The organism is Chromobacterium sp. W521 (genome assembly GCF_052805975.1).
Genome location: NZ_JBRBAF010000001.1, coordinates 57,036 through 77,436, shown reverse-complemented (window position 1 = coordinate 77,436; position 20,401 = coordinate 57,036). Strand labels below are relative to the sequence as shown.

At 64.5% G+C, this 20,401-nt stretch carries 20 protein-coding genes; 16 read left to right on the top strand and 4 right to left on the bottom strand.

The features are described from left to right. Window positions 1-60: 60 nt before the first annotated feature. The 3 genes from ACUXV1_RS00340 (at window position 61) to ACUXV1_RS00330 (ending at window position 2,431) form a co-directional block, all read left to right on the top strand. The gene (locus tag ACUXV1_RS00340; RefSeq protein WP_043631688.1) at window positions 61-819 is read left to right on the top strand and encodes a transporter substrate-binding domain-containing protein; all 759 of its coding nucleotides are present in this window, start codon (window positions 61-63) and stop codon (window positions 817-819) included. A gap of 198 nt (window positions 820-1,017) precedes the next feature. After that, on the top strand, window positions 1,018-1,692 hold the full coding sequence (locus tag ACUXV1_RS00335) for an ABC transporter permease (RefSeq protein WP_446014428.1): 675 nt from the start codon (window positions 1,018-1,020) through the stop codon (window positions 1,690-1,692). 10 nt (window positions 1,693-1,702) lie between these two features. After that, window positions 1,703-2,431, top strand: coding sequence for an ABC transporter permease (locus ACUXV1_RS00330; protein ID WP_114152951.1), 729 nt, complete (start codon window positions 1,703-1,705; stop codon window positions 2,429-2,431). Here the strand turns inward: ACUXV1_RS00330 and ACUXV1_RS00325 are convergent. Then, a complete protein-coding gene (locus ACUXV1_RS00325) occupies window positions 2,423-2,896 on the bottom strand; it encodes an Lrp/AsnC family transcriptional regulator (protein WP_019101901.1) in 474 nt (157 codons plus the stop codon). The two genes, ACUXV1_RS00330 and ACUXV1_RS00325, sit on opposite strands and share 9 nt — an antisense overlap. A gap of 119 nt (window positions 2,897-3,015) precedes the next feature. Between ACUXV1_RS00325 and ACUXV1_RS00320 the strand changes: the two genes are divergently transcribed. The 3 genes from ACUXV1_RS00320 (at window position 3,016) to ACUXV1_RS00310 (ending at window position 6,184) form a co-directional block, all read left to right on the top strand. Next, window positions 3,016-4,131: a succinylglutamate desuccinylase/aspartoacylase family protein gene (locus ACUXV1_RS00320; RefSeq protein WP_446014430.1), complete on the top strand. Its 1,116-nt coding sequence runs from the start codon at window positions 3,016-3,018 to the stop codon at window positions 4,129-4,131. Between the two features lie 103 nt (window positions 4,132-4,234). Continuing rightward, entirely contained in the window at window positions 4,235-5,245 is a 1,011-nt protein-coding gene (locus ACUXV1_RS00315) for an arginine deiminase-related protein (protein ID WP_446014431.1), read from the top strand. 465 nt (window positions 5,246-5,710) lie between these two features. Continuing rightward, window positions 5,711-6,184: a hypothetical protein gene (locus ACUXV1_RS00310; RefSeq protein ID WP_052370252.1), complete on the top strand. Its 474-nt coding sequence runs from the start codon at window positions 5,711-5,713 to the stop codon at window positions 6,182-6,184. Window positions 6,185-6,235: 51 nt separating this feature from the next. Here ACUXV1_RS00310 and ACUXV1_RS00305 read toward each other — a convergent pair whose 3' ends face one another. Further along, window positions 6,236-7,831 carry an ABC transporter substrate-binding protein gene (locus ACUXV1_RS00305; protein WP_043631694.1) on the bottom strand — a complete coding sequence of 532 codons (1,596 nt, stop codon included), beginning with the start codon at window positions 7,829-7,831 and terminating at the stop codon, window positions 6,236-6,238. Between the two features lie 591 nt (window positions 7,832-8,422). Between ACUXV1_RS00305 and ACUXV1_RS00300 the strand changes: the two genes are divergently transcribed. The 6 genes from ACUXV1_RS00300 to ACUXV1_RS00275 are packed head-to-tail and all read left to right on the top strand — an operon-like array spanning window position 8,423 to window position 14,562. Continuing rightward, window positions 8,423-9,412: an iron-containing redox enzyme family protein gene (locus ACUXV1_RS00300; protein ID WP_337883232.1), complete on the top strand. Its 990-nt coding sequence runs from the start codon at window positions 8,423-8,425 to the stop codon at window positions 9,410-9,412. Between the two features lie 9 nt (window positions 9,413-9,421). Continuing rightward, window positions 9,422-10,423, top strand: a complete 1,002-nt coding sequence (locus ACUXV1_RS00295; protein WP_043631698.1) for a hypothetical protein — start codon at window positions 9,422-9,424, stop codon at window positions 10,421-10,423. A gap of 42 nt (window positions 10,424-10,465) precedes the next feature. Then, window positions 10,466-11,956: a hypothetical protein gene (locus ACUXV1_RS00290; RefSeq protein WP_446014434.1), complete on the top strand. Its 1,491-nt coding sequence runs from the start codon at window positions 10,466-10,468 to the stop codon at window positions 11,954-11,956. Then, the gene (locus ACUXV1_RS00285; protein ID WP_446014435.1) at window positions 11,940-13,217 is read left to right on the top strand and encodes an aminotransferase class III-fold pyridoxal phosphate-dependent enzyme; all 1,278 of its coding nucleotides are present in this window, start codon (window positions 11,940-11,942) and stop codon (window positions 13,215-13,217) included. The genes ACUXV1_RS00290 and ACUXV1_RS00285 overlap by 17 nt, the downstream gene beginning before the upstream one ends. Further along, window positions 13,214-14,134, top strand: coding sequence for an EamA family transporter (locus ACUXV1_RS00280; RefSeq protein WP_446014437.1), 921 nt, complete (start codon window positions 13,214-13,216; stop codon window positions 14,132-14,134). The genes ACUXV1_RS00285 and ACUXV1_RS00280 overlap by 4 nt, the downstream gene beginning before the upstream one ends. Next, complete coding sequence (locus ACUXV1_RS00275) at window positions 14,131-14,562, top strand: GNAT family N-acetyltransferase (protein WP_043590648.1); 432 nt, start codon at window positions 14,131-14,133, stop codon at window positions 14,560-14,562. The genes ACUXV1_RS00280 and ACUXV1_RS00275 overlap by 4 nt, the downstream gene beginning before the upstream one ends. On the opposite strand, the gene fabG is transcribed toward ACUXV1_RS00275, so the two are convergent. After that, entirely contained in the window at window positions 14,559-15,332 is a 774-nt protein-coding gene (gene fabG, locus ACUXV1_RS00270) for a 3-oxoacyl-ACP reductase FabG (RefSeq protein ID WP_114152941.1), read from the bottom strand. The two genes, ACUXV1_RS00275 and fabG, sit on opposite strands and share 4 nt — an antisense overlap. A gap of 188 nt (window positions 15,333-15,520) precedes the next feature. After that, a complete protein-coding gene (locus tag ACUXV1_RS00265) occupies window positions 15,521-16,420 on the bottom strand; it encodes a LysR family transcriptional regulator (RefSeq protein ID WP_446014440.1) in 900 nt (299 codons plus the stop codon). A gap of 457 nt (window positions 16,421-16,877) precedes the next feature. Between ACUXV1_RS00265 and ACUXV1_RS00260 the strand changes: the two genes are divergently transcribed. From ACUXV1_RS00260 to ACUXV1_RS00245, 4 genes are read left to right on the top strand one after another with little or no spacing between them, the layout of a single operon-like run. Next, entirely contained in the window at window positions 16,878-17,594 is a 717-nt protein-coding gene (locus ACUXV1_RS00260; protein WP_019101917.1) for an ABC transporter permease, read from the top strand. A 53-nt stretch (window positions 17,595-17,647) separates the two neighbouring features. Continuing rightward, the gene (locus tag ACUXV1_RS00255) at window positions 17,648-18,568 is read left to right on the top strand and encodes a glycine betaine ABC transporter substrate-binding protein (RefSeq protein WP_446014442.1); all 921 of its coding nucleotides are present in this window, start codon (window positions 17,648-17,650) and stop codon (window positions 18,566-18,568) included. Between the two features lie 10 nt (window positions 18,569-18,578). Then, entirely contained in the window at window positions 18,579-19,238 is a 660-nt protein-coding gene (locus ACUXV1_RS00250; RefSeq protein ID WP_052370254.1) for an ABC transporter permease, read from the top strand. After that, window positions 19,238-20,386 (top strand): osmoprotectant ABC transporter ATP-binding protein OsmV, encoded by a 1,149-nt coding sequence (locus ACUXV1_RS00245; protein ID WP_043631709.1) that lies wholly within the window; start codon window positions 19,238-19,240, stop codon window positions 20,384-20,386. Before ACUXV1_RS00250 ends, ACUXV1_RS00245 begins: the two co-directional genes overlap by 1 nt. Window positions 20,387-20,401: the final 15 nt, after the last annotated feature.

The following is a 20,401-nucleotide window of genomic DNA, read 5'->3' as shown; positions in this document are numbered from 1 at the left end:
AGATTCAGAACCTGTCGCCGACGCGTAGCCGGCCATGAACAGGCTCTCAAGGAGAAAAAGATGAAAACCATCAAGATTGCGCTTTTGCTGGCGCTGAGCGCAGGCCCTGTACTGGCCAAGGACATCAAGCAGATCCGCTGGGGCGTGGACGGCGGCTACCCGCCGTTCGACGTGCTGGCGCCCAACGGGGAGATCACCGGTTTCGATCCGGACATCGCCAAAGCCGTCTGCGCCGAACTCAAGGCTCGTTGCGTCTTCGTCAAGCAGCCGTTCGACAGCATGATTGCCGCGCTCAACGCCAATAAGTTCGACGCCGTCATCGCCTCGTTGAACGTAACGGCGGAACGGCTAAAACAGGTGGACTTCAGCGATAAATACTACGCGTCCGCCTCTCAGCTGGTGGCGCGCAAGGGCAGTCCGTTGCGGCCCACGCCGCAGTCGCTGGCCGGCAAGACGGTGGGCGTGCAGTCCGGCTCGGTGCATGAGCAGTACGCCAAGGCCAATTGGGGCGGCGGCAAGGTGAAGATTGTTACCTACGCCAATCAGGACAACGTCTATCTGGATCTGGCCTCCGGCCGCATCGACGCCGCCTTGCAGGACAATATCCAGGCCGAAACCAGCTTTCTACGCACCGAGCGCGGCAAGCAGTTCGCTTTCGCCGGCTCCAAACTGGGCGAATCCAACCCGGTGGCCATCGCGGTGCGCAAGAGCGATCCGGAACTGAAGGCGGCGATCAACCGCGCCATCGCCGCCATCCGCGCCAACGGGGTGTATGAAGGCGTGCGCAAGAAGTACTTCGGTTTCGATATTTACCACTAAGAGCCTGTTCAAGGTCTGCGGCGCTTCGTGAGACTTGCAACGGTGAGGGCAGCTTCGAAATGCTCATGTACCACTTGTACATCCCGCTTTCTTCGCAGTCTTCGCCTTGTCTCCCCCTTGCTCGCTAGGCTTTGAGCCGCGTGCATACGTCCGTTTCCCCGGCCGGCGTTCGCCGGCCGTTTCACAAGGAGGGCGGCCATGGTGGCGTCCTATTTGCCCCTATTGCTGACCGGGGCCTGGCTCAGCCTGCGCGTGGCGCTGGCCGCGCTGGGGCTGGCGCTGCTGTTTGGCCTCGCCAACGCTTGCGTCAAGCTGTTTGGCCCGCGCTGGCTGCGCGCGGCGTCCATCGCCTACACCACGGTGATTCGCGGCATTCCGGAGCTGGTGATGATGTTGCTGCTGTTCTATGGCGGCGAGAAGGTCTTCAATCTGTTGCTGGCAGTGTTGGGGTTGCCCGCGGTGGAGTTCGACAAATTCCTGGCGGGGGTGCTGACCATAGGCTTCATTTTCGGCGCTTATTACACCGAAACTTTCCGCAGTGCTTTCCTGGTGGTGCCGCGCGGCCAGTTGGAGGCCGGCGTCGCTTACGGCATGCGGCCGTGGCAGCTGTTCCGGCGCATCCTGTTTCCGCAGATGCTGCGCCACGCCTTGCCCGGCATCAACAACAACTGGCTGGCGTTGATGAAGTCGGCGGCGCTGGTGTCGTTGATTGGCCTGGAAGACATGGCCTGGCTCGCCGAGCAGGCCGGCCGCGCCACCCAGATGCCTTTCCTGTTCTATTTCCTGGTCTGCCTGGTCTATTTGCTGTTCACCGCCGCTTCCGGGGGCGTGTTCCGCTGGCTGGGGCTGCGTTACAGCCGCGGCTTGCTCTGAGGGGAAAACAATGACGCTCGACGAAATCCTGCGCGCTTTGCCCGGCTATCTGTGGGGAGACGGCGGCCAATGGAGCGGCTTGGCGGTTACCGCAAAGCTGTTCCTGATCTCCGGCGGCTTGGGCATGCTGTTGGCGGTGCTGCTGGCCTTGCTCAGGGTCTACGGCCCGGTGCCGTTGCGATGGGCGGTGGCCGCGTTCAGTTATTTCTTTCGCGGCACGCCCTTGTTCATGCAATTGATGCTGATCTACTACGGCGTGTCGCAATTCAGTTGGGTGATAGACGGCTGGCAGGCGGAAGACCCGTTTTGGCTGCTGTTTCGCGACGCCACCTTCTGCGCCGTGCTCGCTTATGTGTTGAACACCGCGGCCTACGCCCAGGAGATTCTGGCCGGCGCGCTCGCGGCCTATCCGCGGGAGGAAATCATGGCGGCGGAGGCCTTCGGCATGTCGCGGGCGCGAACCATACGCCGCATCGTTCTGCCCGGCGCGCTACGGCGCGCGATACCGGTGCTCAGCAATGAAATGGTGTTTCTGCTGCACGCCACCGCCTTGTCGTCCACGGTGACGCTGCTGGACGTCACCGGTGTGGCGCGCGCCTTGTACGCGGCCACTTACGCGCCGTTTTTCCCGTTCCTGATGGCGGCGGCGATCTACCTGGGCTGCACCTTCGCGCTGCTGGCGAGCTTCCGCCAGGCGGAGCGGCGCTGGCTGAAATTCCTGCAGCCGCGCTCAGCCTAGAGGGCCGGCGCTGCGCTTGATCTCCTGCAGCTCGGTGATGGTGATGATCTTGTCGATCTTGAAGGCGGAACTGGCCAGCCATTGTTCGGCCAGCTCGCGGTACTGCTGGATGTCGCGGCAGCCGATGCGAACCTGAAAATCGAAGCTGCCCGCCACCAGCCAGGCATCCAGCACGGCCTCGCTGCGCTGCAGCTCCTTGATGAAGGCTTGTTGCGACAAGGCGTGATCGGCCAGCGCCACCTGGGCCGCCACGATGACGGGGTAAACCGGCGCCGGCAATTGCACCACGGCGCGGTAGCCGCGGATCACGCCGGCTTTTTCCAGGCGGCGAACGCGCTCCAGGCAGGGGCGCGGCGTCAGGTTGACCTGCTCGGACAGCCGTTGAAAGGACATGCGGCCGTCTTCTTGCAGGGCGGCGAGAATTTTCAGGTCTATGCGGTCCAGGCTCGGTTTCTTCTCATTCATGGCGGGCTTAGGGATGGGTGGGGCTGTCCGTTGATTTGAGCCTTGGCGGGCGGTGGTGTCAAGGCGGCGCGACCACCATGGGTTTTTCAATTGAACGGCATGAAAAAGGAAGGCGCTTTATGGAAATCGTCAGCCGGGTTTTGCCGCAGGCCAGCATAGGCATGCGGCGCGAACTGCTGAGTCTGCACTACGGCCGGCGCGGCGACGGGCCGAAGGCTTATTTGCAGGCCAGCCTGCACGCCGACGAGCTGCCCGGCATGCTGGTGATCCACCATCTGCGCCGGCTGCTGGACCAGGCCGAGGCGGCCGGCCTGCTGCGCGGCGAAATCGTGCTGGTGCCGGCGGCCAATCCCATCGGCCTGGCCCAGGCCTTGTTACAGCAGCAGCCGGGGCGTTTCGAACTGCGCAGCGGCGAAAACTTCAATCGCCGTTTCACCGATTTCCACCCGCTGCTGCGCGCCGGTTTGGAAGCCGGGCTGGGTCGCGATGCCGACGCCAATCTACGGACGGTGCGCGCCCGGATTCGCGCCGCGCTGGACGCGCAAACGCCTGTCACGGAGCTGGACGCTTTGCGTCTGGAGCTAAGCCGGCTGGCGCTGGACAGCGATCTGGTGCTGGACCTGCATTGCGACAGCCAGGCGTTGCTGCATTTATACGCCGACGCGCCGTTTTGGCCGGCGCTGGAGCCGCTGGCGCGTTATCTGGGCGTGGCCGCGGTGGTGTTGAATGAGGCGCCGGGCGGCACGACCTTTGAGGAATCCTGCGGGCAGAGTTGGTGGCGGCTGGCCGGCGAACTGGGGCCGGCGCAACCGCTGCCGCTAGGCTGCGTGGCGGCCACGGTGGAGCTGCGCGGGCAAGGCGATCTGGACCACGGCCAGGCGCGGCGGGACGCGGAGGCGCTGTACGCCTATCTTCAACTCCGGGGCCACATCGGCGGCGTCGCGCCGGCTGTGCCGCCGCCGGTGCCCGAGCCGTGGACCTGGCGAGGCATGGCCAGCGTGAGCGCGCCCACGCCCGGCCTGGTGCTGCGCCATTGCGCGGTTGGGGCGGAGGTCAAGCGCGGCCAACCGCTGCTGGAACTGATAGACCCGCTGGAAAACCGCGTCACGCCGGTGCTCAGCCCGGCTGTGGGCCTGCTCTACGTCAGTCACCCGCTGCGCTACGCCCAGGCCGGCATGGAGTTGTGCCGCATTCTGGGCCGGGCAGACGCCGGCGCGCGCGTGTCGCTTGCTTGAACGTTAGCGTCATGTTTACGGCATGGCCGGAACGCGTACTGTCAGTAGAATGATTTGCCGCCCGCGGGCGGCCATGCAACCACCCACCCAAGAGTCGCCCACCATGCAAGCCCAAGCTATCGCCGCCGCAGATGCGGCGCCGCAAGAAAATCTGGAGCCGCTCTGGCTCCGCGCGAGACAAGGCCAACTGGCCCGCGCCGTTGTGATGGTGCGTCCTCACGACTTCGCCTTCAATGAACAAACCGGGGCAGACAACGTGTTCCAGCACCGGCTGCAACTGCCGGCGGCCCAGATCACCGCGCTGGCGCTGGCCGAATTCGACGCCATGGCGCAGCGGCTGCGCGATCACGGCGTCGAAGTGCTGGTGCTGGAGAAAAGCCCGGACGGCTATCCGACGCCGGACGCCGTGTTTCCCAACAACTGGTTCACCACCAGCGCCGACGGTAGCCTGCACGTCTATCCGATGCACACGCTGAACCGCCGTCGGGAGCGGCGAGTGGAAGAGCTGTGCCAGTTGCTGTTGAACCATGGTTACGACGTGGAGCAAGTGGTGTGGGCCGGCCATGCGCTGGAAGAGGAGTTGATTTTGGAGGGCACCGGGGTGATGGTGTTCGATCACCCGCGCAAGCGTGTGTACGCGGCGCGTTCACAGCGCTGCCACCCGAGCGCCTTGTATCGTTACGCGCGCCGGCGCGGACTGGAGGCGGTACACCTGTTCGATACCGTGGACAGCCGCGGCGTCCCCATCTACCACACCAATGTGATGATGAGCGTGGGCGAGGGCTTCGCGGTGATCTGTTCCGAAAGCCTGCACCGGCCGGAGCAGCGGCGGCAAGTGCTGAGCGCGCTGGGTGAGCATCACGAGGTGATAGATATCAGCCTGGCCCAGGTGGAACGCAGCTTCTGCGGCAATATCCTGCAGCTGCGCGGGGCCGGCGGCCAGCCGCTGATCGCGATGTCGGAGCAGGCTTGGAAGGGCTTCACGCCTGCGCAGCAAAAAGTGCTGGAGCGCCACGGCCAGCCGGTGGTGAACCCCATCCCCACCATTGAAGCGGTGGGCGGAGGCAGCTGCCGCTGCATGCTGGCCGAGTTGTTCCTGCCGCGCGTCCGCTAGCGGCTGTCCCGGCAACGGCCAGCGACACTCTGTGCTGGCCGTGAGGGAGCGTCAAGGGTTTGGGACAGCTGGCGAAGTTGGGCGGCAGGGGGGACGAAAGTCGATGGGGAAAAGGGAGTCATTGCGGTCTCCAAGTCAGCGCTTGGAAACCTGTCCGGCGATGCTTGGACAGGCGCGTGACAAGGTTGGAAGACGGGCGCACTCGATTAAAGACCGGTAACTCACTAGGCGTTCCCTGCCACGGCCTATCCGAATGGACACAGCGTGGCAGCAGACGTGGTTGCGCCAACGCGGACACTAACGTGGTGTGGATTGCCCAGGTTGAAGGCGTGGAAGTGCTTGTCTTCGACGCGCAGTGGAGTTCGCATGTCGAGTGCCAAGTTCAAATTCTGCTTGCCTGCATGAGCCGCCACGGCGTAGCCAAGAAACTGTTAATATTCTCGTCATTTTTTAAGAGGAAAAGACATGACAGATATTGGCTTCACCGCTGACCACACCGCGCCGACATATAAATTGAACAGTCCGGCGGGGGTAGCGATTGCTACTTTTATTGGCTCCAGCTTGGCAGGCGCTTGGCTGATGGCGGAAAACTGCAAGATGCTGGGGCAGCGCGATCAGTTAAAGAAGGTCTGGGGTTTGGGTGTCGGCCTGCTGTTTGCGATGCTGGCGCTTAGCCTGGTTTTGCCCGACAGTGTGCCTGGCATGGTTTTTACCGTTGCGCAGACGGTGGTCATGCAAATGCTGGCCAAGCAACGTTTTGAGACGACGCTGGCCGCGCACGGCGCAAGCGGCGGCTTGGTGTTTTCCAAATGGCGGGCAGCCGGAATTGGCCTCTTGTTCGCGCTGGCGCTGCTTGCGGTATTGATCGCCATCATCGCCGCGATGATGCAGTTGAGCGGTTTGACGTTATCGGAGTTGTTGGCAGCGGCCGGCATGTAAGCGTGGCCTAGATGAGTTTTAGGGCGCCGCCCGGCGGCGCCCTGTAGAGGCTTACTTCACGCTAACGCCGGTAAACTCATAGTCTCCGAACGGGCTGATCTTGAAGCCGGTCACTTCCTTGCGCATAGGCTGGTTGACGATGGAGTGGGCGATGGTGGTCCACGGCAGGTCGCGTTTGAAGATGGTTTGCGCCTGCGAGTACAGCTTGGCGCGTTCGGCCTGATCGTTCAGGGTGCGCGCCTTGACCACGAGCGTGTCGAACTCTTTGTCGCAGTAGCGCGAGTAGTTGGAACCGTTCACCGCCTCGCAACTGAGCAGCACGCCCAGGAAGTTGTCCGGGCTGGCGTAGTCGCCGGTCCAGCCCATCAGGCCGGCGTCGTGCTCGCCGCGCTTCATCCGCTTCAGGTATTCGCCCCATTCATAGGACACGATCTTGGCCTTCACGCCTATCTTGGCCCAGTCGGACTGGATCATCTCCGCCATCAGCTTGGCGTTGGGGTTGTACGGCCGTTGCACCGGCATCGCCCATAGGCTGAGCTCGAAGCCGTTGGGGTAACCGGCCTTGGCCAGCAGCGCCTTGGCGGCGGCCACATTGTAGGGCGCGTTCTTCAGGCTCTTGTTGTAGGACCACAGCGAGGACGGGAACGGATTGCTGGCGGCCTGGCCTTGGCCCTGGTAGACCGCGTCTATGATGGCCTGGCGGTTGATCGCCATGTCCAGCGCTTGACGCACCTCGCGTTTTTTCAGCTGCGGCTTGTCCATGTTGTAGCTGAGGTAGCCGATATTGAAGCCGGGCGCGGTCAGCATCTTCAGCTTGGGGTCGGTCTTCATCACCGCCAGATCGCTGGGGCGCGGGTAGGACATGATCTGGCACTCGCCGGCTTTCATCTTCTGGTAGCGCACCGAGGGATCGGTGGCGATGGCGAACACCAGATTGTCCACCTTGACCGCGCCCTTGTCCCAGTACGCCTTGTTGCCGGCGTAGCGGATTTGCGCGTCTTTCTGGTAGCGCTTGAAGATGAAGGGGCCGGTGCCCACCGGCTTTTGGTTGATGTCGGCGGCGCGGCCGGCCTTGAGCAGTTGGTCGGCGTATTCCGCGGACAGGATGGAGGCGAAGGGCATGGCGATCTTGATCGCCAGGTCGGCGTCCGGCTCCTTCAGCACGAAGCGCACCGTTTGCGCGTCCACTTTTTCCACCGCGCTGACGTTGCTGGCCAGGCCGGTGTCCACCGCGTAAGGGAATTCCGTGTTGTAGGCTTTGCGGAAGGGGTGGTTCTTGTCGAACATGCGCATGAAGGTGAACACCACGTCGTCGGCGTTGAAGTCGCGCGTCGGCTTGAAATAGTCGGTGGTGTGGAACTTCACGCCCTGGCGCAGCTTGAAGGTGTAGATCTTGCCGTCCGGCGAGGCGCTCCAGGAGGTGGCCAGGCTGGGAATGGCCTTGGTCGAGCCTTTTTCAAAGCCCACCAGGCGGTCGAACATGGCGTGGCCGGCGGCGTCGAAGGTGGTGCCGGAGGTGAACTGGGCGGAATCGAAACCGTCCGGGCTGGCTTCGGAACAGTAAACCAGGGTGCCGGCGGCCTGAACGGATACGGCGAAAGCGGCGCAGCAGGCCGCGGCCAACAGTTTCGGTTGGGTCATTTTCATTTCTATTTCCCTATTTGCAGAGCGATGAAGGGCGGCGAGCGCCTTCTTCGAGAGTGCTTGGCAGGCCCTTTAGGGCTTTCTATTTGTTTATCTGTCCAATTCCCGCCGTTTGGCGAACCGACATGCGTTTGGGTGGAGTTCAACGCAGGGAACGGCGGCCGAGGAGGGAACGGAAGACTTTGCCAGCATATAGATTGTTCGCCCGGCGTCAATCGTGCGCTGCGGCGCGGGCGCGTCCGCATTCGCAATGCGCCGTTTCGATGGCGTCGCTTTATTTTAAAAACCTCATTTAAAAACAGTTATTTGTGTCAGTTTTTTGCCGTTTCTGCGGTGCGGCGACAGGCATAAGATAGGAGAGCCTGCAAAAGGGCGTTTTTGTTTTCTCTTAAGCCAAGGAGAGCCAAATGCAAGCCAGCACGCAAGAAGCGGTGGTCGTGGTCAAACCCCGCAATCCGCGTCCGGTCCTGGTACCGGTTCACTTGTAATCGGGTATCGCGGGGCTGCCGTTTCAGGCGTAAAGCCCTGACCGACCCGGATTCCGCGCCGCCGGCTTGCCGGCGGCCGCGCTTATCTTTCAGAGGAGACGTCCTCGTGTCCCATCCGTCCGATCTCCATTTTTGCCTGAACGGCGAGGTCATTTCGCAGACGCCGCTGGTGGTCAAGACCGCCGGCGACGAGGAGTTGGAAATTTCCGCGGGCCTAGCCAACGCGGAGGAGGTCAGCGCGCTGATGGCTAGGCTGGCCGGGGGCTGCAGCCAGTTGGACGCGGAGCGCCTTCTGCCGCGTCAATCCGCCGACGAAGTGCGGCGTCTGCTGGTTAGCCTGGAAAACTACGGTGTCATCCGCCCGCTGGCGCCGGCCCGAGGCAAGACTGGGCTGGAGGTGCTGCTGGAGGTGGAGGACCTGTCCAACCGCCTGTTGTACCAAACGCTGTACCGCAATCCATTCTGGACTCACTGCCAGAACGCCAGCCAGCCGGGGGACATCCCGGAGCGGGTGTTCCATGGCATGGTGATTGAAAACTATCACTTTTTGTTCCGCGAAAGCTATTTCGACGCGCCGGTGCTGTCCTATGTGCCCAATACTCAGGTGCGGCTGGCGATGAACGCTTTCTTCGCCGAGGAATATGGCCACGACGAGCTGCTGTTGCAGGCCTTGAACCGCATCGGCGTCAGCCGCGAGGATCTGGCGCACACCGTGCCGCTGCCGCAGACCATGGCGCTGTGCAACGCGCTGGCGTATTGGTCGCACAACGATCCGCTGTTCTTCTTCACCACGCTGGGCATTCTGGAAGGCAAGGACATTCGTCAGGACTCCTTCCTGGACGCCGCCTACCGTTTGGGCGTGGACGCGGAGTTTCTGCGCCCGGTGAAGGCGCACTCGGACATCAATCTGAAGGGCGAGCACGGCAGCCTGACCCGCAAGATATTCGCGCAGATTCCGGTGGTGGATCAGGAAACGGCACGGCGCTTGTTGGCGCAAACCCATTTGTTCGTCGAACTTTACGACGCTTTCTACAGCGCGGTCTGGCGGCACTATCTGCACGCCGACACCTTGCTGCGCCGCATCGAGCACTACTGAGGAGGCAATATGCACGGACCCGGCACCCATGACCTGTTCCGCTTTCCGGCGCTGCGGCCTGGGGTGGAAATCCAGCAGCAGGACGGCGGCGTGGCCTTGCTGTACCGCGAGCAGTCCTGCGATTTGCAAGTGGCCGACGAAGGCCGTCTGCAATTACTGGCCTTGCTAGACGACCTGCAGCGCGCGCCGGCCAGCATGGCCGCGTTGCGCGCCGCGCATCCCGAACTGGCGGGGACGATCCCCGGTCTGCTGGAAGAGCTGGACCGCCTGGGCCTGGTGACCGAGGCGAGCTTTGAATTGCCGGACGACGCGCTGTCCGGCTGCGAATTCAACACCCGGCTGCGCAACTTGGCGCAGCGGGCGATGCGCAAGCGCGGCCATTCCCGGCTTTACGGCATGTTGTCCGACGGCAGCGCGCCGCGCAATGTGCTGATCGGCTACGCGCTGGAGTATTACTATCTGGTGCGCGCGGCGCCGGGCCTGATCGCTTCGGCGCTGTCGCACGCGGACAGCCGGCAGAATCAGCGCAGCATCCAGCGCTTCCTGGTGTCGGAACTGGATCACGACCAGATGCTGGCGGAAAGCCTGGCGAGCGTGGATATGGAGGTGGAAGGGCTGGACCACCTGCAGCCGCTGCCGTCCACCTTCGCCTTGTGCGCGGCGCTGGGCGTGTTCGCGCGTCAGCATTTGTTGTCGTTCAAGAGTGTGTTGTTTCTGTTCGAAATGCCCGGCGACGAGTTCAACCGCGCGCTGGTGCGTTGCTGCGAGCGCGCCGGGCTGGACAAGGGCTTTTGGGAGCCGCTGCTGCGCCACGCCTACCTAAACGACACGCTGGGGCACGACGACATCACCGCAGAGTTGTTGCAGGACATCAGCGCCATCAGCCGCGAGGAGCAGCTGGTAGTGGAGAAAAACCTGGTGCTGACCATAGAAACCATGGCGTTGCAGGATGAGGAAATCGTTGATTACTACAGCCGGCCGGACGCCTTGATGCCGCGGCTGTATTTGTAAGCCCCCGCAGTAGCCCCCGAGACGGCAGTCAAGGAGAGAGCGATGGAAGCCTGGCAAGTCACCCATTATCGCGCGCCGCATCTGGTGCCGTTCAGCGCTCACCTGGCCGACGACGGCCAGACCGTGGTGCTGGCGGCGGACGCCAAGGAGTACGAAATCCAGTTTTCCGGCGTGGAAGGCGGCCGGGTGCTGGACAGCGTGCTGGCCATGGCCAATCCGGACGCGGAGATTTGGTTTGACATCCACGCCGGTTCGGCGCCGTCCTGGCAGCTGTCGCTGGCGGAGCAACTGGACGCCTTGTCGCTGATCCGGGACGCGCCGGCGGACCCGGCGGCGCTGGAGCGGCAGCGCAGGCAGTGGAGCGAGATGATCCGGCGCTGCGTAGACAAGTTGTTGGCGGCCACCGCCGCGGACGCGCGCGGCGCTTACGCGCCGGTGGTGCTGAGCATGCTGCGCTTGCTGGATGAGCCGGCGCCGCGGGCCGACGCTTTTTGCATTGACGATGTGGGCGCGCCGGAGTGGCGTGACAATTTCGCGCTGCAAACCTTCTACCTGCAAAAGCTGTATCTGGCCGAAAACCTGCCGCAGGCGCTGACGCTGTGGCGGCGGGTGCTCAACGGCTTTGCCGACGGCGCCGGCTTTGTCGGGCTCAGCCGCCGGGAGGCTCGCGCGGAGGAAGACCCCGCCAGCGACGGCTTCTACTGCCCGGCGCACCTGGAAGCCTATTTGCTGTGCCTGGCGGACTTGCTGCTGCTGGCGCCCAAGTCTCAGGCGCGGCGTAGGCTGCTCAGCCGGGAGCCGGCGTCCACGGTGGACAGCGGCGTCAACTTCATGCGTCGCGCCGAGCAGTTTGCGCTGGACGGCCTGGCTCAGCTGGGCGAATCGCGCTACGTAAGCCGGGTGAACGCCGAGGACGCCGGCTTCGGTCCCTTGGTGCAAGGCTTGTTCATCGAGCAATACCATGTCACTCAGCGCTTCGTCGAAATCATCGCGCCGTTGATGACCAAGCGGCTGCGCAGCCCGCTGAAGCAACGCGTTTACCGTTACTTCCAGGAAGAGCTGGGCCACGAGGTCTACGAGCGCGCCACCTGCGAAGCGTTGGGGGTGCCGCCGGCCTGGCTGGATCAGGCATTGCCGTTGCCGCTGTTTCAGGCCTATGTCGACGCCTTCACCGTGCTGGGCCGCTACGATCCCATCGGCTATCTGAGCTCCATCATGGTGACCGAGGGCATGCTGGGCGTGGACAACCCGGTGCACGAGCGGCTGGAATCGCTGGTGGAGTTTCGCGCCGATTACCAGCGCGTGGCCAAGCGCCACGACGATCTCAACGTCGAGCTTAATCACGCGGCGTTGTCGCGGCTGTTTTTCCGCGAAATCAGCGCCTTGTCGCCGCTGACGCAGCAGCGCGCGCTAGCCAATCTGGCGTATCTGCTGGAGCTCAATCTGCGGGCGATGGACCAGGTGGCGGATTTTTACGGCCCGCAGTCGCAACTGGCCGTCTGCTCGCTGGACAGTTATGCCGTCGCCGGCTGAGCGCGAGGCGACGCAAACGGCCTACGCGGCCAGCGTCAACCCGGCTTGGCTGGACGTGTTGCGGCAATGCGGGCTGGACGCCCGGCCGCTGGAGGCAGAGGGCTGCTGGCTGCGGCTGGAGGACGGCCGGCGTTGGCTGGACTTCGTCGCCGGCTACGGCGCGGCGGTATTGGGCCATCGGCCGCAAGCCTTGCTGGCCGGCTTGGCCGAAGACCTGTTCGATCCCGCGCCCAATCTCCATCCGCTGGGGTTTTCCGCCTTGGCCGGCGATCTGGCGGCGGAACTGCTGGCGCTAGCAGGCTTCGCCGACGGCAAGGCCCTGTTCGCCAGCACCGGCGCCGAGGCGGTTGAGGGCGCGCTGAAGCTGGCGCGCATGGCCAGCGGCCGCCGGCGCGCGCTGAGTTTCGACGGCGGCTTTCACGGTCTTACGCTGGAGGCCACCAGCCTGGCGGGCAGCGATTTCTGGCGGCAGGGGCTGCCAAGGAGCGAGGACTGCGCGGTGCTGCCCTGGGGCGATCTGGCCGCGGCTGCTGCCGAACTGGCGCGCGGCGACGTGGCCGCGGTGCTGTTGGAGCCGGTGCAGGGCAGTGCCGGGGCCCGCGCTTGGCGCGGCGAGGCCTTGTCGGAGCTGGCTGAACTGTGCCGCCGCCACGGCGCGCGGCTGATTTACGACGAGGCCTTGTCCGGCCTGGGCCGCGGCGGCGCCTGGTTTGCTTACCAGGCGCTGGGCGCGCCGGCGCCGGATATGCTGATTGCGGCCAAGGGCCTGAGCGGCGGCGTGCTGCCGGTGTCGGCGCTGTTGTTTCGCGAAGATATTTACCAGGCGGTGTTCGCCCGGCCCGGCTGCGCCAAGATCCACGGTTCCACCTTTGGGGGCAACCGGCTGGCGTTGTGCTGCGGACTGCGCATGCTGAGCCTGCTGCGCCAATTGGACGCGCCGGCGCGGGCGCGGGAGCGCGGCGAAGCTTTGCGGCGACGCTGGCGCGGAGCCGGGCTGGAGGGCTTTGAGCTGGAGGGCGTGGGATTGATGCTGGCGCTGCGCGCCGGCCCGGCGGCGCAAGAGCGGCTGGGCGAGGGCGCGGCCGGCCTGCTGTGGTTGCAATTGCTGCAAGAAGGCGCGCTGACGGCGCCGGCGGCCCACGACGCCGCCGCGTTGCGCTTGCTGCCGCCGCTGAACGTGGCGGAGACGGAGTTGGATTTTTTCCTGAAAGCTTGCCGGCGCGCGATCGCCGCGCTGGAGCAAGAGGCGACGACATCATGAAGATAGGACACGTATTGCTGGCGGTGCTGGTGGCGGCCATCTGGGGCCTCAGCTTCATCGTGGTGAAGATAGGCTTGACCGAGTGCCCGCCGCTTTTGCTGGCGGCCTTGCGCTTCGTGGTGGTGTTCGCCGCCGGGGCCTGGTGGTTTTCGCGGCCGCCCTTGCCCTGGCGCTGGTATTTGCGAGCCGGGCTGTGCCTGGGGGTGATCCAGTTCGCCTGTCTGTTCTCCGCCATCAAGCTGGGCATGCCGGCCGGCATCGTGTCAGTGCTGGCCCAGTTGCAGGTGTTCATCACTTTGCTGTTGGCCAGCCTGTTGCTGGGCGAGACGCGATCCAGGTTGCAAAAGGCGGTGATGGCGCTGGCGCTGCTGGGCGTGCTGCTATTGGGCTACGCTCGTTATCATGACGCCTTGCCCTTGCTGCCGCTGGCGCTGGCCTTGATCGGCTCGGCCGGCTTCGCCTGGGGCAATGTGGAGCTCAAGCGGGCCGGTAAAGTGGACATGTTCGCCTTTACCGTATGGATGAGCCTGGTGCCGCCGCTGCCTCTGCTGCTGCTGTCCTTCGCGCTGGAGGGCGGCCCGGCGGCGGCTTGGGCCGCGTTGGCCGGCTTCGGCTGGACCGCCACGCTGGCGCTGTTGTTCCTGGCCTTGATCGGCACGCTGTTCGCGCTGGGCAGTTGGGGCAAACTGCTCAGCCTGTATCCGGCCACGCTGGTGGCGCCGTTTTCGCTGCTCAGCCCGGTGTTCGGCCTGCTGGGCGGCTATCTGATCCTGAACGAGCGCTACGACGCGCTCAGCATCGTCGCGTCGGCCTTGATCGTGGCGGCGCTGGCGCTGAACACCTACGCGGGCAAACTGGGCGTCTTGCGCGCTTGGCTGGCGCGGGTCCACCTGAGCAAGGGAGCCGCGCCGCGATGAGAAAGCCGGAACTGGACATCTCCACCGACAAGCACAGGCTGGACGTGGCGCTGATCCACGCTTTTCTGCATGATCACGCCCCCTGGGCGAAGGGCATTCCTCGCGCCACCGTGGAGCAGGCGATCGCAGGCTCGCTGTGCTTCGGCGCGTATCTGGACGGACGGCAGGTGGGCTTTGCCCGCGTGGTGACCGATCTGGCCACCTTCGGTTATCTATGCGATGTGTTCGTGGTGCCGGAATGCCGCGGGCGGGGTTATGCGCGCCAGTTGATGCAATGCGTCGCCGCCGAGCCGGCCTTGGCCAGGCTGCGGCGCATCGTATTGGTGACTTCCAACGCGCATCCGGTGTACCGGCCGTTCGGCTTCGCCGCGCTGGAGCATCCGGAACGCTATATGGAGCTGCACCGGCCGGATGTCTATCAGGGCTAGCCGGCCAGCGCGTCCAGCGACTCCGGCAAGACCTGGCCTCCGTCAACGATCAGGGTCTGCCCGGTGATGAATCCCGCCTCCTTGCTGGCGAAGAACAGCGCGGCGTTGGCGATGTCGTCGACGCTGCCCAGCCGCCGCAGCGGCACCGCCGCGGCCATTTTGTCCAGGTAGTCCTCGCCCAGCTCGCGCAAACCTTCGGTCAGCACATTGCCCGGCAGCACCGCGTTGATGGTGATGTCGTCACGCGCCAGCTCCAGCGCCGCGCTGCGCATGAAGCCCAGTTGCGCCGCCTTGCTGGCGCCGTAATGGCTCCAGCCGGCGTAGCCGGTGACCGGGCCGGTGATGGAGGAGGTCAGGATGACGCGGCCGTATTCAGCTTGACGCAGATAGGGCAGCGCCGCCTGCACGCAGAGGAAGTTACCGCGCACATTGGTGTGCTGCACCTGGTCCCACTCCTCCGCGCTCATGCTCTCCAGCGGCGCGGACGGGAACACGCCAGCATTGCAGCACAGCACGTCCAAGCCGTTTTGCGTCGCGGTGTCCGCCATCAGGCGGGCGGCATCCTCGGGGCGGCCCACGTCGGCGATATGGCCGGACGCGTTCAGGCCTTCGGCGCGCAGGAGGGCCAGCGCGGCGTCCAGCTTGTCCCGGCTGCGGCCGCTGATGGCCACGCGCGCGCCGGCGCGGGCGAAAGCCCGGGCCAGGCCCAGGCCGATGCCGGCGGTGCCGCCGGTGATGAGTACGCTTTTATCCTTAAGCGGGGTCAACATGGGTAGGTCTCCTTGAACGAGTGAGAAGAGAGGCGATGGCGTATGTTAGAACCTGTTTTCAATCTGCTGCGCGTCGGCGATACGGCGTTGAAACCCGCTTCGAAATGCTGATGTACCACTTGTACATTCCGCTTTCTCAGCCGTTTTCGCCTTGTCTCACCCTTGCTCGCGAGGCTTTGAACAGGCTCTTAGCGAAGCTCGGGGTGGCCGCGCAGCCGCTCCGCCATCAAGTCGATGAAGGTCCGGGTTTTGGCCGAGGCCAGTCTGCCTTCTTGATGCAGGATGTGGATGGGCTGGCTGGCGTCGTCGTATTCGGCCAGCACCTGTTGCAATTGGCCGGCGGCCAATTGCGGCGCCACTTGGTAAGACAGCAGGCGGATAAGGCCCAGGCCCGCCACCGCCGCGGCGATGGCCGCCTCGTTGTTGCTGACGGTGAGCCTGGGCTTGAGACGCACGCTCAGCGGTTTGCCGCCGTCGCTGAAACGCCATTCGTGGCTGGAGCCCACGCCGCGAGAGGCGATCAGCGAGTGCCGCAGCAAGTCCGCCGGCGAGCGCGGCGCGCCGCGTTCAGCGAGATAGGCCGGCGCCGCGCAGACCACCCGCCGCACTTGGCCTACGCGCAGAGCGTTCAGGTTGGAGTCCGGCAAATCGCCGATGCGGACGGCCACGTCCACGCCTTCTTCCAGAAGGTTGACCACGCGGTCCAGCAGCAAGGCGTCCACCGTCACCTCGGGATGGCGCAGCAGGTAGTCGTTGATCCCAGGCATCACGTAGCGCAGGCCGAACAGCGCCGGCGCGGTGATGGTCAGCAAGCCGCGCGGCGGCGCATTCCCGCCGGAGGCGGCTTCGTCGGCCTCGTCCGCCGCGGCGATCACACGGCGAGCGTCTTCCAGATAGCGCTGGCCGGCCTCGGTAACGCGCACATGCCGCGTGCTGCGGTTGAGCAGGCGGGCTTGCAGCCGCGCCTCCAACGCCGCCACCGCGCGCGTAGCCGCCGGCGGCGACATGCCCAGTTTACGCGCCGCGCCGGCGAAGCTTTCCGCTTCCGCCACCGCGATGAATACAGTCATCAAATGCAATCGATCCATATTTTTTGCCGTGATTGTTGCAACGGACGAAACAGCGCATTCTGGCTTCGGGGCCGGGCGGCGGCAAGTGGCCGTTGGGACGGCGCGGGCGGGCCAACGCGCGCGTACCTTATAGGGCTGGGCGAAGGAGAGCGGCCAAATTATCTATTTTGTTTGATGTGAACAAAAAGAAAGATTGCTTTTTCAATGCTTTGCCCTTGCTCTTTAAGTGTTGTCGTGAACATTAGAAAATTTGCATGTTCGATACAAACAGTGTTATAACTTATTAGGTTTTTCATCAGGCGCACACCGCGCCACTCAAAATCGACGGTTTCGCGCCGTCGAGCCTCGCGTTTAAACGCACCTCATGTCCGGCCCGCGCCGGATGTCTATTTACTGGCAGCTCTCTAGTTGTCGCGATCATTACAGCGGATCGCCGTGGCCTTGCCGGCCATTGCTTTCGCCAAGGAGGACGCAGATGCACAAAAGAGCGTTTAGCAAGCGCAGCATGATCGGGCTGATCCTGGTCGCCGTAGCGGCGGCGGGATTGATTTACGGTGTAAGCCCAGCCGTATGGACCGAGTACCGGGAAGATCTGATCTACCTGGGCCGGCAACATCTTTATCTGGTGGGCGTCTCCATGGCGCTGGCCCTGGCCGTGGGCTTGCCCAGCGGCGTGTTGCTCAGCCGCCAGCGGCTGCGGGGCAGCGCCGAGCACTGGATGCAGATTTTCAATATCGGCAACACGTTGCCGCCCATGGCGGTGTTGGCGCTGGCGATGGCCCTGATCGGCATCGGCGACGCGCCGGCCATCGTGGCGCTGTTCCTGGCGTCATTGCTGCCCATTGTGCGCAACACCTACGCCGGCCTGGCCGGCCTGCAGCCGGCGCTGCTGGAAGCCGCCGACGCGCTGGGCATGACCCCGCGTCAACGGTTGTGGCGGGTGGAACTGCCCAACGCCTTGCCGGTGATACTGACCGGCGTGCGGGTGGCGCTGGCCTTGAACGTGGGCACCGCGCCGCTGGCCTTCCTGATCGGCGCCAGCAGCTACGGCGAGCTGATCTTCCCAGGCATCTATCTGAACAACCATACCGCGCTGCTGCTGGGCGCCGGCGGCACCGCGCTGATCGCGCTGACGCTGGACATGACGCTGGCCGGTTTGGGCCGTCTGGCCGCCGCCCGCGGCCTGGCCTGATTCGAATACCCCCCTGTCGCCCGTTCCGGCGGGCGCTCGCACGGAGGACATCTATGACACAAGCACTTTTCTTCTCGCCCTGGCGCAAGCTGGCGCGCCGCGCGCTGACGCTGGCGGCCTTGCTGAGCGCCGCGCCGGCCTTTGCCGCCGGCCTGGTGTTGGGCAGCAAGAACTTCACCGAACAGCACCTGCTGTCCGATATCACCACGCAGTATCTGGGCAGCAAGGGTTACCAGGTCACGCAAAAGGCGGACCTGGCGACGGTGATCCTGCGCAACGCGCTGGAGAACCGCCAACTGGATCTGGTGTGGGACTACACTGGCACCGGCCTGATCATTCATCACGGCATCCAGAAGAAAATGAGCAACGAGGAGGCTTACGCCACGGTCAAGAAGCTGGACGAGCCCCTGGGGTTGATCTGGCTGAACCCGGCTCCGCTCAACAACACCTACGCGCTGGCGATGAAACGCGAGCGCGCCGAGGCCGAGGGCGTGCGCACGCTGTCCGATCTGGCGCGGCGGGTCAATGAAAACAACGGCGGCTCCAAGCGCTGGCAGTTGGGTTTCGACATGGAGTTCGCCGGACGTCCTGACGGCCTCAAGCCGATGGAGCAGCTCTACGGCATGGAGTTGAGCCGTCCGCAAATCCGCCAGATGGATCCGGGCCTGGTGTACAACGCCATCCGCGACGGCTTCGTCGACGCCGGCCTGGTCTACACCACCGACGGCCGCGTAAAAGGCTTTGATCTGGTGGTGCTGCAGGACGACATGGGTTATTTCCCGGCCTACGCCGCCACGCCGGTGGTGCGCCGCGACACGCTGGAGCGCAACCCCGGCCTCGCCGATGAACTGAACAAGCTGGCGGCGTTGCTGGACAACGACACCATGTCCGAGCTCAACGCCAAGGTGGACATCGAACACCGTCCGGTGAAGGAAGTCGCCAGCGAGTTCCTGCGCCAGCGCGGCCTGATCTAAAGGAGGCCGCATGGAAACCCTATTGCAAACCTGCCAGTTCATCTGGCAAAACCTGCCGCAAATCGCGATTTTGGCCGAGCAGCACCTGAGACTGGTGGGCATCGCCGTTGGGCTGGCGGTGCTGCTGGGCGTGCCTTTGGGCGTGCTGATCGTGCGCTTCCAGGCGCTGGCCGGCCTGGTGCTGGGCCTGGCCACCGTGGTGCTGACCATTCCGGCCATCGCCTTGTTCGGCTTGATGGTGCCGCTGTTTTCCATGATCGGGCAGGGCATTGGCGCGGTGCCGGCCATCACCGCCGCCTTCCTGTATTCCCTGTTGCCCATCGTGCGCAACACCCATACCGCGCTGACGCATCTTGAACCCGGCGTGCGCGAGGCCGGCCGCGGCTTGGGGCTGACCTTCTGGCAGCGCTTGCGCTGGGTGGAACTGCCGCTGGCCACGCCGCTGATCTTTGCCGGCATCCGCACCGCGGTGGTGCTGAACATCGGCGTGATGGCGATAGCCGCCATCGTCGGCGCCGGCGGCTTGGGCACTCTGATATTGCACGGCATCAGCCAGAGCGACATTCGCAAGCTGATTGCCGGCGCGGTGGCGGTGAGCGTGCTCGCCGTCGCGATGGATTGGTTGCTGCTGCGCGCTCAGCGCGCGCTGACCCCGAAAGGAATTCGTTGATGATTGAACTGCAAAACCTCTGCAAGCAATTTACCCAGAAAAACGGCCAGGTCTTCCAGGCGGTGGACAATGTCAATCTGCATGTGCCGGAAGGCGAGATCTGCGTGTTGTTGGGCCCGTCCGGCTGCGGCAAGACCACCACGATGAAAATGATCAACCGCTTGATCGAACCCACGTCCGGCAAGGTCTTGATCAACGGCGAGGACACCGCCGGCATCGACAGCGTGACGCTGCGCCGCCAGATCGGCTACGTGATCCAGCAAATCGGCCTGTTCCCCAATATGACCATTGAGGACAACATCACCGTGGTGCCGCGGATGCTGGGCTGGGACAAGAAGCGCTGCCGCGAGCGCGCGCGCGAACTGATGAGTATGGTGGCCCTGGATCCCAACCGCTTCCTGCAGCGTTATCCGCGCGAGATGTCCGGCGGCCAGCAACAGCGCATCGGCGTGATCCGCGCGCTGGCGGCCGACGCGCCGGTCTTGCTGATGGACGAACCCTTTGGCGCGGTGGACCCGATCAACCGTGAGCAGATCCAGAACGAGTTCCTGCAAATGCAGCGGCAGCTGGGCAAGACCGTGATGCTGGTCAGCCACGATATCGACGAAGCGATCAAGCTGGGAGACCGCATCGCGGTGTTCCGTCAGGGCCGCATGGTGCAGTGCGCCGGATCCGACGAGATTCTGGCGCGTCCCGCGGACGATTTCGTCGCCAGCTTCGTTGGCCAGGACCGCACGCTCAAGCGCCTGCTGCTGGTGCAGGCCGGCGAAGTGGCCGATCAGCAGGAAACGCTGACCGCCCGGCTGGATACGCCGCTGGCGGCCGCTTACGCCCTGATGGACGACAACGACCTGTTGCATTTGACCGTGGTGGACGAAGACGGCCAGCCGCTGGGCTTTGTCCGTCGCCGCGACGCGCGCGGCGCGGACGGCGTGTGCGCGGACAAGATCAAGCCGGTGAGCGTGACCGCGGCGGCGGGCGAGAACCTGCGCGTGGTGCTGTCCCGCTTGTACGAGCACAACCTGACCTGGATGCCGGTGCTGGACGGGGACGGCCGCTATAACGGCGAAGTGTCGCAAGACTACATTGCCGGCTATTTGAATTCGGGCCGCACCTCGGCGCGCGGCGCGCGTCAGACAGCCCGCTGACGCGGGCGGGCGGAG